This is a genomic window from Micromonospora sp. WMMD987 (assembly GCF_029581435.1).
Classification (GTDB): domain Bacteria; phylum Actinomycetota; class Actinomycetes; order Mycobacteriales; family Micromonosporaceae; genus Micromonospora; species Micromonospora rifamycinica.
Window position 1 is genome coordinate 2,239,967 of record NZ_CP120861.1, and the last position, 14,632, is coordinate 2,254,598.

The 14,632-nt window shown below is 68.4% G+C and carries 11 protein-coding genes and 1 pseudogene; 7 read left to right on the top strand and 5 right to left on the bottom strand.

From position 1 onward, the window contains the following. Positions 1–35 precede the first annotated feature (35 nt). Both O7612_RS09845 and O7612_RS09850 read left to right on the top strand, forming a co-directional pair. On the top strand, positions 36–812 hold the full coding sequence (locus O7612_RS09845) for a DeoR/GlpR family DNA-binding transcription regulator (protein ID WP_282272431.1): 777 nt from the start codon (positions 36–38) through the stop codon (positions 810–812). Positions 813–1,489: 677 nt separating this feature from the next. Next, complete coding sequence (locus O7612_RS09850; protein ID WP_282272433.1) at positions 1,490–1,918, top strand: hypothetical protein; 429 nt, start codon at positions 1,490–1,492, stop codon at positions 1,916–1,918. On the opposite strand, the gene O7612_RS09855 is transcribed toward O7612_RS09850, so the two are convergent. After that, entirely contained in the window at positions 1,898–2,329 is a 432-nt protein-coding gene (locus O7612_RS09855; protein WP_282272435.1) for an NUDIX domain-containing protein, read from the bottom strand. The genes O7612_RS09850 and O7612_RS09855 overlap by 21 nt on opposite strands. A gap of 446 nt (positions 2,330–2,775) precedes the next feature. On the opposite strand from O7612_RS09855, the pseudogene O7612_RS09860 reads away from it, so the two are divergent. Both O7612_RS09860 and O7612_RS09865 read left to right on the top strand, forming a co-directional pair. Further along, a pseudogene (locus O7612_RS09860) lies at positions 2,776–2,865 on the top strand (aminoglycoside phosphotransferase family protein); the annotation flags it as partial. 217 nt (positions 2,866–3,082) lie between these two features. Next, positions 3,083–3,205, top strand: coding sequence for a hypothetical protein (locus O7612_RS09865; protein ID WP_282272437.1), 123 nt, complete (start codon positions 3,083–3,085; stop codon positions 3,203–3,205). 194 nt (positions 3,206–3,399) lie between these two features. On the opposite strand, the gene O7612_RS09870 is transcribed toward O7612_RS09865, so the two are convergent. Beyond that, positions 3,400–4,254, bottom strand: coding sequence for an alpha/beta hydrolase (locus tag O7612_RS09870; protein ID WP_282272439.1), 855 nt, complete (start codon positions 4,252–4,254; stop codon positions 3,400–3,402). A 51-nt stretch (positions 4,255–4,305) separates the two neighbouring features. Here O7612_RS09870 and O7612_RS09875 point away from each other — a divergent pair, with 51 nt between their 5' ends. Then, positions 4,306–4,977, top strand: coding sequence for a TetR/AcrR family transcriptional regulator (locus tag O7612_RS09875; protein ID WP_282272441.1), 672 nt, complete (start codon positions 4,306–4,308; stop codon positions 4,975–4,977). A gap of 2,088 nt (positions 4,978–7,065) precedes the next feature. Here the strand turns inward: O7612_RS09875 and O7612_RS09880 are convergent. The 3 genes from O7612_RS09880 to O7612_RS09890 form a co-directional block, all read right to left on the bottom strand. Then, positions 7,066–7,362, bottom strand: a complete 297-nt coding sequence (locus tag O7612_RS09880) for an RHS repeat-associated core domain-containing protein (protein ID WP_282272443.1) — start codon at positions 7,360–7,362, stop codon at positions 7,066–7,068. An 877-nt stretch (positions 7,363–8,239) separates the two neighbouring features. Further along, positions 8,240–11,533: an RHS repeat-associated core domain-containing protein gene (locus O7612_RS09885; protein ID WP_282272445.1), complete on the bottom strand. Its 3,294-nt coding sequence runs from the start codon at positions 11,531–11,533 to the stop codon at positions 8,240–8,242. A gap of 143 nt (positions 11,534–11,676) precedes the next feature. Then, positions 11,677–11,868, bottom strand: a complete 192-nt coding sequence (locus O7612_RS09890; RefSeq protein ID WP_282272447.1) for a hypothetical protein — start codon at positions 11,866–11,868, stop codon at positions 11,677–11,679. Between the two features lie 382 nt (positions 11,869–12,250). On the opposite strand from O7612_RS09890, the gene O7612_RS09895 reads away from it, so the two are divergent. Together O7612_RS09895 and O7612_RS09900 are read left to right on the top strand one after the other, a co-directional pair. Next, entirely contained in the window at positions 12,251–13,516 is a 1,266-nt protein-coding gene (locus O7612_RS09895; protein ID WP_282272449.1) for a multidrug effflux MFS transporter, read from the top strand. A 63-nt stretch (positions 13,517–13,579) separates the two neighbouring features. After that, entirely contained in the window at positions 13,580–14,566 is a 987-nt protein-coding gene (locus O7612_RS09900) for a sporulation protein (RefSeq protein WP_282272451.1), read from the top strand. Positions 14,567–14,632: the final 66 nt, after the last annotated feature.

Consider the following 14,632-nt stretch of genomic DNA (forward strand, 5'->3'; position numbering starts at 1 on the left):
GTACCGTTCCCTCGTCCGCGCGGTTGGGAGGTCCGATGCTCGCTCAGCAACGGCAGAACGCCATCCTGGAGCTGATCCGGCAGCGCGGCGGGGTGCGGGTCAGCCACCTGGTCAGCCGGTTCGGCGTCTCGGACATGACGATCCGGCGGGACCTGGAGGTGCTCGCCGAGCGGGGGCTGGTCGATAAGGTGCACGGCGGGGCGACCCTGGCCGGACCGGGGTCGGCCGAGGAGCCCGGCTTCGCCGCGAAGTCGATCCGCCAGCAGGACGAGAAGCGGGCCATCGCCGGCCGGGCCGCCCGGATGGTCGAGCCCGGGATGGCCGTCGCGCTGTCGGCCGGCACCACCACCGCCGCGCTGGCCACCCTGCTCGGCGACGTCCCCGGGCTGACCGTGGTGACCAACTCGATCCCGGTCGCCGACGCGCTCTACCAGAACCCGCGCGTCGACCAGACGGTGGTGCTGACCGGCGGCATCCGTACCCCGTCGGACGCGCTGACCGGGCCGGTGGCCGAGGCGGCCATCCGTGCGCTCAACGTCGATCTGCTCTTCCTCGGCGTGCACGGGATGAGCCCGCGCACCGGGTTCACCACCCCCAACCTGCTGGAGGCGGCGGTCAACCGGCGGCTGATCGGCGCGGCCCGGCACCTGGTGGTGCTGGCCGACCACACCAAGTGGGAGACGATCGGCATCGCCACCATCGCCCCGCTGGCCGAGGCCGACCTGCTGATCACCGACGCCGGGCTGCCGGCGGACGGCCGCCGGCAGATCGGCGAACAGGTCGGCGAGTTGGTCGTCGTCGAGGTCGACTGACCCCAGCCCTCCAGCCGCCCAGCCGCCCGCCCGCCTGCCCGGCCCGCCCGCCTGCCCGGCCCGCCCGCCTGCCCGGCCCGCCCGCCTGCCCGGCCCGCCCGCCTGCCCGGCCCGCCCGCCTGCCCGGCCCGCCCGCCTGCCCGGCCCGCCCGCGTGCCCGGCTGCCCGCCCGGTCGGGGTCGCACGGCTAGTCGTGGCCGGCCCACGCCACCGACGCCTCCCACTGACACCGGACCCCGGGGGAGATCTTGGAGGATTTCGGCCCCCCAGGGGGCCGTTTGCCACCAAGATCGCCCCGGTAGCCGCTGATCGAGGTGGTGACTGTACGAGGGGTGCAGATCGTCGGGGTGTTGGTGCGTGGGGTGGTGAGTTCTTGGAGAGCTATATTCCTGTCAGGCATGTTCATGACGCACAGGCATGAAGGTCTCCCGCTTGACACCGACCTCACGGTGCTGGGCATTGCCGGCTGGGTGGGCGGACGCTCTTTCCGGTGGAGGTGGCTCCAGTCGATGGCGGTCCGCCGCCGTCGCCACCGGGAAGCCATCGGCTAGGTCTGGACCGGCCGAGGTCGCCCGCACCGCCGGCTGTGTGTGGACCGGCCGAGGTCGCCCGCACCGCCGGCTGTGTGTGGACCGGCCGAGGTCGCCCGCACCGCCGGTACCGGGCAGAATGCCGGGATGGCACTCGACAGGTCCGGGAAGTTGTGGCGCGGGGAGAACGTCGACGACCTCGCCGACTACCTCCGCTACTTCGCGGCGGGCGGCTACCCGGTGGCCACGGTGGTGGAGTCCCGGTGCGGCGGCTGCGACGGCCGTGCCTTCCGCGTCGACATCGACGAGGAGGAGGCGACCCGGCGGACCTGCCTCGCCTGCGGTGCGGTCGCCTTCATCGGCGACAGCGCCGACTACTGGAACGAGACGTGTCACGACTCCTGCTCCTGCCCCTGCGGGGGTGAGGAGTTCGCTGTCGCGGTCGGCTATGCGCTCCACGCCGACGGCGAGGTGCGCTGGATCAGCGTCGGCCTGAGGTGCCTCGACGACGGCACGCTCGGCGTCTACGCCGACACGAAGATCGACTACCTTCCGTCACGTCACCTCCTCGACTAGGCGTGAGGCGGGCGGCCCGTTCAAGGCACCCAGCAGCGCCGGTAGGCCACCGTGGACGAGAGGAAGGCCGCCCAGCTCGCTGAGCCTGACCCAGGCGATGGCGTCGTGCTCGGCGGGCGCACGGTTGGTGGGGGAGCCGAGCCAGGCCCCGACGTGCCAGACAGCCACGTTCACCGCGCTTTCGCCGCTGCCGGACCGCAGGTCGCCCAGCCGGGAGCAGGACTCCGCGACGATCTCGACGCCCACCTCCTCGCGCAGCTCACGGGCGAGGGCCTGGCGTTCGGACTCGTCCGCCTCGACGTGGCCGCCGGGCAGGTCCCAGAGATCCGGGTACGCCCGGCGGGCCGGACTGCGGTGTACCAGCAGGACCGTGTCGTCCACCACGAGTGCGCCACAGACGACGATGTGCATGCCGGCATTCGAACACAGGGGCCTGACAGTCGGGCCATGGCCGGGCGCGGTCGTCCGAAATTCGGTGTCGCCGGGGTCGCGGACCCCGGTATACCGGGCAGATGCGTGAAGAGGTGCTGCCCGGCGGTAACACCACCGGTGCCGTGTTGATCGACGGTGTCGTCCACAAGCGGGCGTCGCGGTGGACGGCCACGGTGCACGCGGTGCTGCGACATCTTCAGGACGCCGGGTTCGACGCCGCTCCCCGCGCGCTCGGTTTCGACGACCAGGGCCGCGAGATGCTCAGCTACCTGCCGGGGGAGACGATCGGCGGCCGGGAGCCCTGGCCCGACTGGGCTACGTCGGACGCGATGCTGGTCCAGGTCGGCCGGTGGCTGCGCCGGGTCCACGACCTGACCGCCGGCTTCACCCCGCCGCCGGAGGAGTGCTGGTTCGTCGGCCGCACGATGGACCCCGGGCTGGTCGTCGGGCACCAGGACGCCTCCCCGTACAACGCGGTGGTGGACGGCGACCGGCTGGTCGGGTTCTGTGACTGGGACACCGCCGGCCCGTCGTCCCGGGAGTGGGATCTGGCGTTCTCGGCGCTGACCTGGGTGCCGCTGGCCGCACCGCGCGACGGCAGCCCGGTGGGCGACGACGACCTGCGCGAGCCGCTCCCGCCGGCTGCGTCTGCTGCTCGACGCGTACGGCTACGCGGGCGACCGGGGCGGGTTCGCTGCCGCCGTACCGCAGCGGGCCCGGCGGCAGGCGGACGTGATCCGTCATCTGGCCGACGCCGGGGACGTCGCGGCGACCGCTCTGCTGCCCGTGGCGGCCCTCCTCGAACGGTCCGCGACCGACGTCGAGGCCCTCCCGGTGACCTTCTGGACGCACTGACCCCCGGGGCGGCGGGGTCGGCGTCACCGGCACCGTCAGTCCCGGGGGCGGGCGGCGGCCGCGGCGACGGTGCCAGTTCCTCTCCGGTGAAGCCGGCGCGGCTCAGCACCGCCAGGGACGTGTTCTGCCAGCCCGCCTCCGGCACCTCCCGCGCCAGGGGGTCGGTACCAGGACGGAGCGGGAGGTGCCGGCCCTCACGAACGGGTCGGCGGCGTGGTGGCCGGCGCGGTGAAGAACCCGGCCAGCGAGTCCACCAGGTGCTGCGGAGCGCGGTTGAGCGCGTCGTGGCTGGCGCGCGGCACCACCAGCGTGCGGGCGTGCGACAGCACCCCGGCCAACGCCTCGTTGATCGGCCGGTAGTAGGCCGGGCCGGCCCCGCCGCAGGCCAGCAGCACCTCGGCCGTGACGCCGGCCCACTGCTCCGGCTGCCCGTCGTGCCGCTGGATCAGCGCGCTCTCGTCGAGGGTGGTCGGCAGCAGCTCGCCCATGGTGCGCCCGACCGGGGTCCGCAGGAACAGCCGGCAGAGGGTCGTCCGGACGGCCAGCGGCAGGCGTGACGCGGGCGAGTGGGTGTTGAGGCCGCCGCCGGTGATCGCCAGGGCGCGGGCGATGTCACCCGCCTGCGCCGCCTTCCGCGCGGCGGGCACCCATTCGAGGGGGAACAGGCCGTTGACCTGGATCGCCGCATCGTAGAGGGCGAGCCGTTCGATCGGCAGGTCGCGTGCGGCGGCGCGCAGGGCCACGAAGCCGCCGCCGCTGTGGCCGATCACGTTGCGGACCCCGGTGGCGGTCAGCACGCTGCCGAGGTCGGCGACGTCCTGCTCGCCGTCGTAGGGCTCGGCACGGGCCGCCGCGTCGGCCCGCCCGCGCCGGTTGTAGAGATGCACGGTGAACCGGTCGGCCAACCGCAGCGCCAGCCGCCGGTAGATGTCGATGGTGACGCCGCCCCCGTGCACGACCACGATGCCCGGCCCGCTGCCGACCGAGTGGAGCACGATCTCGGCACCGTCGGCCGCCGGCACCCGCTGGACGCTCCAGTCCTGTTCCATCTCGTCCTCCCCCTGGAAACCGCGAACGACGTTCGCAGTTAGAGTGTAACGGTGTCCTCACCCGATGAGCCAGGGCGTCCGCAGCTCTGGTCCCGACCGGCGCGGGGCCTGCGCGGTCCCGCCCCGACGCACTCCCGGTACGAGATCGTGGCCGCCGCCATCGCGATGGCGGACGCCGACGGCATCGGCGCGGTCTCGATGCGGGCGGTCGCCGCCGCCCTGCACACCGGAGCCGGCTCGCTCTACCGTTACCTGTCCTCCCGGGACGACCTGCTCGACCTGATGGTCGACCGGGCGGCGGGGGAGTTGCGCCCGTACCCGGACGGCAGCGGTGACTGGCTCGACGCGATGCTGCGCCTGGCCCACCGCCAGTTGGCGCTCTACCGCAGGCATCCGTGGCTGGTGGAGATCCTGCCCCGGCCGACCGCCCCCGGCCCGCAGAGCCTGGCCTGGTTCGACCACTGCCTGGCGATCCTGCGGCCGGTGCCGGCGTCCACCGTCACCAAGTTCGAGGCGATCGCCATGATGACCGGGGTGACGTCGCTGTTCGCCCGCCGGGAGTCCGCCGGGCCGCCGGCCGGCTTCGCCGGGATCGACGTGGCGGCGTTCCCGAACCTCACGGCCGCCCTCGCCGCACCCCCGTCACCGCCCGCACCCCGCGACCTCTTCGAGACGACGGTACGCAGCGTCCTGCGCGGACTGCTCGTCGACGACGCCGGATAGGGCCTTGCCCTCCAAGCAGGCCGAGGATTCTGCCAATCCCAAGTCGGAGGATCCTTGGCGATTACGTAACGTCCTTGCCTGCCGATGGATTGACGCCCTTGTCCAGTGTTGTCCACAAAGGGTGTGGTGCCTGTGCCATTTCGATCGGCTCGGCGTTGAATTTTGAGATCACTACACTGCCTTTTGCTGCCTTTCAAGCTTTTGGTGCAGAAGAGGCAATAATTGAACCGACTATAGCGCCCACACATCCGACTGCCAGAGTCGCCATGCCGATTTTCTGAGTGCTATCGGACCCTAGGGTGCCAATCAGGCCCCCGGTCATCACCAGTGCGGCGGAGAAGGTGAGGATCAATCGAGCGTTTCGTTTCTTATTCACGCGCAAACCTTTCAGGCGGGCGGCCCGGCGTATGAAGCCAGGCCGCCCGAAGTAAGTCGTGCTCCGCTAGCAGTTGCCGGACATGTCGCCGATACTCAAAGCTACTCCAGCTCCACCGAGAGAAATCCCCGCCGCAACCAGCGCAGGGGCGGCCGCGCCACCGGTCACAGTCGTACCACCCATCTCGCCTGCGGCCAGAAGGAACTTATGGTGAGCCGCCAGCAGTCCCCATTGTTTTTGGAGTCGCCATCCTTGCTCTCGGTGGCGGCATTTCCGGGACACCTTGGTGAGGGCCGCCGGGAGGGCTGTGAGATTGTTGGGACGGGAGTGGCGGCGCGGGGGTTGATTCTGTGCAACCCACCCCGCGCCGTCACCCGTGGCACGTTCTAACTGTCTTTCCGGAGAGCGAGAATTCCTGCGGCCATCAACAGTGCCGAACTTATCGACAAGCAGATGCCAGTGATATAGGAAGTGCCTGTCCTTCCGCGCGCGACATCAATCATGACACTGGCCGGCGACCCGGCAAGGAGGAGGCCGCCGAGAGCGACGGCCCGTCTGGGGAACGACTTGGAAATCGTTTCAATAGGACTGCCCCTTCGTCGATGCCATGCCCATGCTAGTGCTCCAATTACGAAGCAGCCTGGAATTAATGAGAGAATCTCGACTGCGGGATATAGAATTACCGCCAGCATGACGATAACTGCGCATGCAGCGAGCCAGAGTAAAATGATTGGTGCGCGTGTGGACGAATCAGGTCCTGAACTATTAGGCACCGCCTCTGAATCCTCCCTTCGCAAAGACGCCACCCACGATACCCATAGCTCCACCGATCATGCATTTGAACGCAAGTCCGTCTGCGCTGACATTTCCTTCCTGCGATACTGTGCTCGATACCATGCCACCGACGCATCCGCCAATCGCCCCTACTGCAATCACGAGCAGGCCAGCGCCCGTCAAAGCGAGGCTCAATCAAATTCCGACAACTGCGCCCAGTAGTAGCGACTGCCCGTCGAGCCTATCGCCACCACTCTGCTTATATCCTGCGTAGGTGTAGCGGCTGTCCTCGATGGGGCTGCCGGCTGTCTTGCTGAGTGAATCGGCCCTGTGTTCGGGTTGTGCCAGGCATAGAGGGCGGCCAGCTCGCGACGGCGCAACAGTTTTCAACGGGGCGACGGCAGCCCTCGTGGCGAATCAGCAAGATCTTGGCAGTCGTCCCCGCGCTGCTGCACTTCGACCACCCCGAAGTAACATTATTGCCGCCTGTGGTTAAGTCGCTGCGCTCATGGGGTTGGTCGGACGACTCGAACTGTGGGCCGAATTCCATGGAATCCGGCCCACAGTTCGAACCCTATACTTCCTCAGGGCTCGACTAGCGCTTTCGCTGCTTGAGGCGAGAGATTATGACGGCAGTGAATAGTATAGATAGCCCTACTCCGGCTACGACCAGAAGGATTGTTTCAACAGGGGATTCGCTTCTGTCTTCTGGCCAGATCCACGCGGCGAACAGCATTCCTCCAGTTGCGCCAGCGCCGATGGCAAGAATTAGCTTTTTGTGAATCACCAACAGTCTCCATCATTTTTGCAATCCTCGATACCGCCTCAGATGAAGGCGCCGCCGGCAAGGCCGACCATTCCGGCGCCCGCAAAGGCCGCAGTGAGCGCGACGCCCGTGATGACGGCAGGAGCGAACGCTGCGCCCAATATGGCTGCGCCTACGATGCTGACACCGGTCCAGATGTTTTTTCTCCCTCAGGCTCGATGTAGCTTAACGGGTTGTCGCCGGCGTAGGCGTACCGGTTGTCGTGTTCAGGATTGCCGATGGAGCTGAGGTTGTCCTGTTGGGTGAAGCGGCCCTGCGTCGGGTTGTACCAGCGCTGGCCCAGCTTGGTGAACCCGGTGGTCAGGTCGTACGTTCCGCCGGTGTAGCGGATCAGGTTGGTCTGGCTGAGGTCGTACTCGTCGGTGGTCGTGCCGTTGCCGTACGGGTCGTAGCGGTAGGTGGCCGACACGGTGCCGCCGATCTTGACGCTGGTGCGGTCGCCGTTGCTGTTGTGGGCGTATTCGTAGGTCTTGCCGTTGCCGTACTAGGCATCGCTACTTTCGTCCGAAAGCAACTCGTGCCCGACCCAGGGGCCAACCCAGGGCGACACGGACGTCAGGTACCGGTACGAGCTTTCAGTGACGCGCATCCTTCCTGGTGTGGGCAGCCTGGCAAGCCCATGTGGACACTCCTGTTCATTCCCCGTGGTGGCTGCTGCTGTTGTCGTTGCGCCGCCTGAACAGGCCGATCGTGCTGCGATGAGTGACCCGGTCTGTCACCGTCCGTGCCCGAGACCTTTTTTTGAGGGACGGTACGCGGCATCCAGCCTGGATCGTTCGGTGAGGAAGCCGCGTGAGTCGGCAGTAGGGCTGTCGTGAAGTCGTCATGCCTGTTTTCGATGGTGGGCGTGCCGGCGGGAAGGTCCAGCGCGGCTGCTATTCGTAGCCCTTGACAACCATATCGATGGCGCTTCTTGGTCTAAGGAACGTGCCAGTGAAGCTCGTGGCCCTACCCCGAGCCGTTGTTTCCACCGTTACCACGTCGCCCGTGGTCAGTTCCAGGGTCAACGGCGGACTCCGGAGCCAATCGAGCCGGGCTTGCACGACATGGCTACCCGCACCGATTTCTATCGAAATTCGATCAGAATTTCCCAGCTTTGCGGCTAATTGTCCATCGATATATATGCGAAATTTCCTGCCCGCGCCGATCGTGTCTATTCCCCTGACAAAAATAACGGTCGGCATCCTGTTCATCCTTAGTGCATCGATTTCTGGGGTGGGTAAGGTTGGAATAAGTTCACGGGGGTCTCCGGCGGGCACCCCGGAGATCCCCGTGAACTGGCTGATCTAGCTAATCAAAAAGCCGGCGACGCCCCATGCCGCTTGCTGCGCGGCGTCTCCCCAATTGACGGGCTCGCCCTTTTGGATGTTTTCACACACGGACTTGTAGCCGCCACCGATTGCGGAGCCGGCTGCTACGCCCGCATAAACTGCGCCAGGTCCGAAATATGACAGGGGGGCGGCGATAATTGCGGCAGAAGCGCCGACGACGATCATGCCTCCGAGTTCGCACTCCCAACTCTGCCCGGTGGGATCGATGAAATTGGTTGGGCTGCAGCCTGCGTAGGCGTAGCGGTTACCGTTCTTCGGGTTGCCGATGAAGCTGAGGTTGTCCTGTTGGGTGAAGCGGCCCTGGGCCGGGTTGTACCAGCGCTGGCCGAGCTTGGTGAACCCGGTGGTCAGGTCGTACGTTCCGCCGGTGTAGCGGATCAGGTTGGTCTGGCTGAGGTCGTACTCGTCGGTGGTCGTGCCGTTGCCGTACGGGTCGTAGCGGTAGGTGGCCGATACGGTGCCGTCGGCCTTGACGATGGCGACCGGTGAGCCCAGGGCGTCGAGCACGTAGGCGTGGTCGGCGGAGCCGAGCCGCAGGCCCAGCGGGGTGCCGGTGCCGTCGCGCTCGACGTAGGCGGTGGAGCCGTTGGCCGTCCAGGACTGCAGCCACGGCATGCCGTGCTGGTCCTGCATGCCGTACCGCAGGGTGGCTGTGGCGGTCTGGGTCAGTTCGACCTGGTCGGTGCCGGCGTAGGAGTAGCTGCCGCTGTTGGCGCCGGTCATCTGCTTGGCCGGGTTGTAGGTCACCGGGTTGACCGTCGGCGTGCTGGCCCGGGTCTGGTTGCCCCGGCCGTCGTAGGTGTTGTTGGTGGTGGTGATCTGGTTGGCGGTGTTGTAGGTCAGGGTCTGGGTGGTGGTGCCGTCGACCTTGACGCTGGTGCGGTTGCCGTTGCTGTTGTAGGCGTACTCGTAGGTCTTGCCGTTGTAGTCGGTGGCCTTGGTGAGCCGGTTGGCCTTGTCGTAGGTGAACTGGCTGACCACACCGCTGACCTCGTCCTTCTGCCACTGGCGCAGGCCGGTGTCGTCGGCCTTGGCCGTCGAGCAGGGCTGACCCGAGGTGTACTCCGCGTGGCAGTAGGTGACGTCGAAGACGGTGGCCGGGCTGGCCGAGTTGCGGGTGGCGGTGATCCGGGTCGGCCGGTTGGACTTGTCGTACGTGGTCTGGGTCCGCAACGCCCAACTGCTGTTGGTCTCGTTGGTGGCGAAGTACGTGTAGGTGCGGTTGCCGTCCTTGTCGTACTGGAAGTTGTAGCGGGTGCCTCCGGCGGTGTCCATCCGGACCAGCCAGTTGCGGGTGTTGTAGTAGTACGTCGTGGTACCCCGACCATCGGTCAGCCCCACCAGGTTGCCCACTGCGTCCGGCACGTAGGTGAGGATGCCACCGCCGGGGTTGTTCCGCTCGCGGAGCCGGTTGAGATTGTCGTACGACCAGGCCGTGGTTCCGGTGGCGTCGACCCGGGTGAGCAGGTTGCCGGTGCCGCCGTAGTCGTAGGTGACCGACGGCTGCGTGCCGCAGCCCGAGTAGTCGATCTGGGAGATCCGGTCGTCCAGGGTGTAGGTGTAGCTGGTGGTGCAGCCGTCGCTGACGGTCTTCAGCCGCCCGTACGGGTCGTACGTCATGGTCCTGGTCGCCAGGCCGTTGCCGGTCGGCGGGGTGACCGTGGTGAGCTGCTTGCTGCCGTCGTAGCTGTAGTTGGTGGGGTTGCCGGTGTTGGCCGGGTCGGTCGAGGTCTTGACGGTGCCGTCGGAGTTGTAGTCGACCTCGGCCTTGGCGGCGAGGGCGTCGGCGGTGGAGGTGCGGTTGCCCGCGCCGTTGTAGGTGTAGGTGGAGCTGTTGCTCTGGGTGTCGATCGAGGACGACGGCTGGAAGTTCGCCGTCGGGTTCGTCGAGGTCGCGGCGTTGGCGTAGGCGGCGGAGGCGCTGGCCCCGGTCGGGGACTCCGACTTGGTCATCGACTCACCGGCGTTCGCGCCGAATGTGTTGGTGACCGTGGAGTTCTCGGGGCTGACCGAGGTCGCCACGTCGCTGTACGGCGTGTAGGTCTTGCTCTGCTCGTTGCCGGCCGGGTCGGTCGCCTTGGTGACCCGCTTGTTGCTGTTCAGGTCGTAGGTGGTGTGCGGCACCGCCGAGACCGCCAGCGAGATGTCCTGCCGGGCGTCGGCGACCAGCGTCTGGCTGGAGCTGGGGTATGCCAGCCGGGTGGTGGAGCCCTGCATGGTGGCGTTGTCGGTGACCTGGGTCAGCGAGGTGACCCGGTGCTGGCCGTCGTAGGTGATGGTGACGTAGGTGTTGTCCTTCGTGGTGATCTTCGTGAGGTCACCGGCGGTGTCGTACTCGAACAGCACCTTGCGCCAGGTCGCCGACTGGATCTTCTGGAGGCGGCCGTTGCCGTCGTAGGCGTACGACACCTCCCGCCAGCTGCCGTCGCTACCGGTCTGCCGGTATTTGCTGATCTTGCCAGCGGTCCACGTCGCCGCCGCCGTACGCGCTGCGGTGGGGCCCCGGTCGGAGGTGATGCCGGTCATCTGTCCGCCGCTGTAGGCGACGTCGGTGACGTTGTCGTTGCGGTCCTCGGTCTTGTCCAGCAGCCCGTCGGAGCCGAAGAACAGCTTCCGGCCGCTGTCGTGCTCGGTGAGCTTCCAGCCGCTGCCGTTGTGCGCCAGGGTGGCCTTGAACTCGCCAGGCGTGGAGTAGCCGGAGCCGGAGGCGGTGAACTTGCCGACCACGCCGTCGGCGGCGGCGTACGTCACCGAGTCGTCGTCGGCCGGGTAGAGCTTGACGTCCTGGCCAGCCCGGGTGCGCCAGCCCGCGCCGTGCGCGCCGGTGGCCAGATCGCTGCCCAGCAGCAGGCTGTTGAAGGTGGCGCCGACAGTGACGTCCCCCGCGACGCCCGGCAGCGTGAGTTCGGTGCTGCTCAGCATCAGGTTGCCCGAACCGACGTTGACCTTGGCCTGTAGCCGGTCACTGAGCGAGAACGACAGTTGGGTGGCGTTGCGCACCGGCCCGGTGCCCTTCGGCACCGACGGTGCGGCCCCGGCGAGTGAGGCGCCCCGGGACCGGGTGGTGTCCGGCGTGTCGAAGAGCCACACCGAGGACTTCGACTTCGGGGACACGACGGGCTTGCCCGCCCCGTCCCGGCCGGCGGGCGCCGGTGCGGCGGCGGTCGCCGCCCCACCCGACGGAATTGCCAGTGCTGATGTGGTCAGCAGGGCGGACAACATCCCCGCGACCATGGTGCGTTGACCCACAAATATCTCCCCGATGAATCCAGTGGACGGATTTCCACTGGTGTGGAGCCATGCCGAAAAACCGCACGGTGAACCGGGCGGACCCGGTCCAGGGCGGGCGTGACCGACACCCGGATGGACGGGTGTCGGGGAACGGCCGAGAGTCAGGCGGGCGAGGTGTCTTCCCGGCGGGTCGCGGAGTGCCCCGCCTGTGCCGTGGCGGGAAGTTCCGCCAGCGTGGCCAGGTCGTGGTTGACGCGGCGCGCGGCCCGCACGATGGCGGACACCACGATGGCCAGGAAGAGGGAAATTGCTACGAGCGCGAGGGCGGCGGTCATCCGCATGCCCCCGGGCACGCCAAGAATTGGCGACGATTGTTCACTGCTGCACCGAGTCCCCGTGTCGATCGCCTGTCGGCGACCATGGAAAGATCATTCGCTGTCTGGACAGTGGTCCATGAAGGTCGCGACTCGACACACGACCGGATCCGCGAACAGCCCCCGTGTTTCTATTGCTGTCCGACAAGCGTCTGGTCACGACGTTATCCATCGATCAAATAGCTGTCAATAAAAAACACAACCAGGCAGGAGGAAAGCCTGATTTCTCATCTAAACGGACGTATGAGTTACTCTCCGTGCCCTGCCTGCCCGTCGATGGTGGACGACGCCTGCCCGCCGTCATGATTCCCGGCCGCCTCGGCGCTGACGCCATCGGGATCGGATCGTCTAGGGTCTATGGGTGACCCTGCCGAAGGTCGACACGCCGTCCACGCCGTCCGGGCGACGCCGCCCGCCGGGCACCCCGTCCATGGTGGCGCTGGTGCTGCTGACCGGGGTGGGGCCGTTCGCCACCGACGCGTACATCGCCGCCCTGCCCGAGCTGCGGCGCTCCCTGGAGACCAGCGCCACCGTGGCGCAGCTGACCCTGACCGCCTTCATCGTCGGGATGGCCGCCGGCCAGCTCCTGCTCGGGCCGGTCAGCGACGTCCGGGGCCGGCGGGGCATCGTGGTGGCGAGCACCCTGGTCTTCGCGCTGCTCTCGCTGGTCTGCGCGGTCGCCCCGACCGGCTGGCTCCTGGTCCTCGCCCGGCTCGGCCAGGGTGTCGCCGCCGGCACCGGGCTGGCGCTCGGCCGGGCCATGGTGACCGACGCCTGGCAGGGAGCGCAGGCCGCCGCCCGGTTCGGCAGCATCGCCTCGGTGACCTTCCTCGGTCCGGTGCTGGCACCCGCCGTCGGCGGGGTGATCCTCGACCACGGCACGTGGCGTACTGTCTTCTTCGCGCTCACCGGGCTCGGGGCGGTGATGGCGGTGGCCGCGCTGGTCGGGCTGCCGGAGACGCTGCCCGCGCACCGCCGGCAGGCCGGCGGACCACGCCAGGCGGTGGCACGGATGACCGACCTGCTGCACGACCGGTTGTTCCTCGCCCATCTCGCCGTGCTCTGCCTGGCCGTCGCCGGCTTCTTCACCTACATCGGTGGGTCGTCGTTCGTCTTCCAGACCGTCTACCGGGTGGACGAGGCTGGCTACACGCTCGTCTTCGCCACCAACGCCGCCGGGATGGCCGCCTCCGGGCTGCTGTTCCGGGTGCTGGTGGTGCGGGTCGGCGCGGCCCGGCTGCGGGCGGTCGGGGTGGCCGCGTCCACCGTGGCCACCCTCGCCCTGCTGGTCGTCGCCCTGGTCGACAGCCGGGCCGCGTTGCCGCTGGCGGTGCCGTGGGCGCTACTCGCCGTGGTGGTCACCGGGATGGGCCTGACCCTGCCGGCGACCACCGCGCTGGCCCAGGAGGCGGGCCGACGCTCCGCCGGCACCGCCGCCGCCCTCCAGGGTGGCCTGGGCTTCCTGGCCGGCGCGCTGGTCACGCCCCTCACCGGTCTCCTCGGGTACGCCACCCTGCTACCCATGGCGTCGGTGATGGCGGTCTTCTTCGTGGCGGCGTCCGGGGCGCTGATCCTGCTGGCCCGGCGCGGCGTGCCCTCTCAGCCAGTTCCCAGTCCTACCGTTTAGGGTGCGCCGGGTAACCGTGCGTGCTCCACGGTGGAGTACGCCGACCGTGAAGCGGGAGTTCCGATGGTCTTCAAGAAGATGCTGAGCGCGTTCGGTGTCGGTGGGCCCAGCGTCGACACCGTCCTGGCCAACCCGAACACCCGGCCCGGCCTGACCCTCGACGGCAACGTGAACCTGGTCGGCGGCGAAGCCCCGGCCAACATCGAACAGATCGGCCTCGGCCTGGTCACCCGGGTCGAGGTCGAGAGCGGTGACGGCGAGTACGCCGGGGTGATGGAGTTCCACCGGATGGTGGTCAGCGGCCCGCTCCAGCTCGCGCCGAAGCAGCAGCTCGCCATCCCGTTCCAGTTCCCGGTGCCGTGGGAGACCCCGATCACCGACGTCTACGGCCAGCGCCTGCACGGCATGACCATGGGTCTGCGGACCGAGCTGGCGATCGCCCGCGCGGTCGACAAGAGCGACCTGGACCAGGTGAACGTGCACCCGCTGCCGGTGCACGAGCACATCCTGGGCGCGTTCCAGCAGCTCGGTTTCCGGTTCAAGCACGCCGACCTGGAGCGGGGCCACATCCGGGGCTCCCAGCAGACGCTGCCGTTCTACCAGGAGATCGAGTTCTTCGCCGCGCCCCAGTACGCGCAGGTCATCTCCGAGGTCGAGCTGACCTTCGTCACCAGCCCGCACGGGGTCGAGGTGGTGCTGGAGTGCGACAAGCGCGGTGGCTTCCTCAGCTCCGGGCACGACGTGTTCGGCCGCTACACCGTCCCGCACACCGACGCCGACCGGGTCGACTGGGCGCAGGTCGTCGACGGCTGGCTGCGCGAGACCACCTCGACGTACGGCAACCTGCGGGCCTCCTCCGGCTTCGGTGCCCCCACCCACGGCTACCCGATGCACGGCCAGGGCCACGGGCACCGTGGCCGGGGGCCGGGGATGGGCGGCGTGGTGGCCGGCGCGGCGCTCGGCGTCGCCGGTGGCCTGGTCGCCGGTGAGCTGATCGGGGATGCCTTCGAGGGTGACGACGAGGGCGACTTCGGCGGCGACTTCGAGTGACCGCCGGGCGGTGACCGGCCCCGCCGGTGGACGACCTCCGGCGGGCGGCCCGGCTCCGGCCCGGCC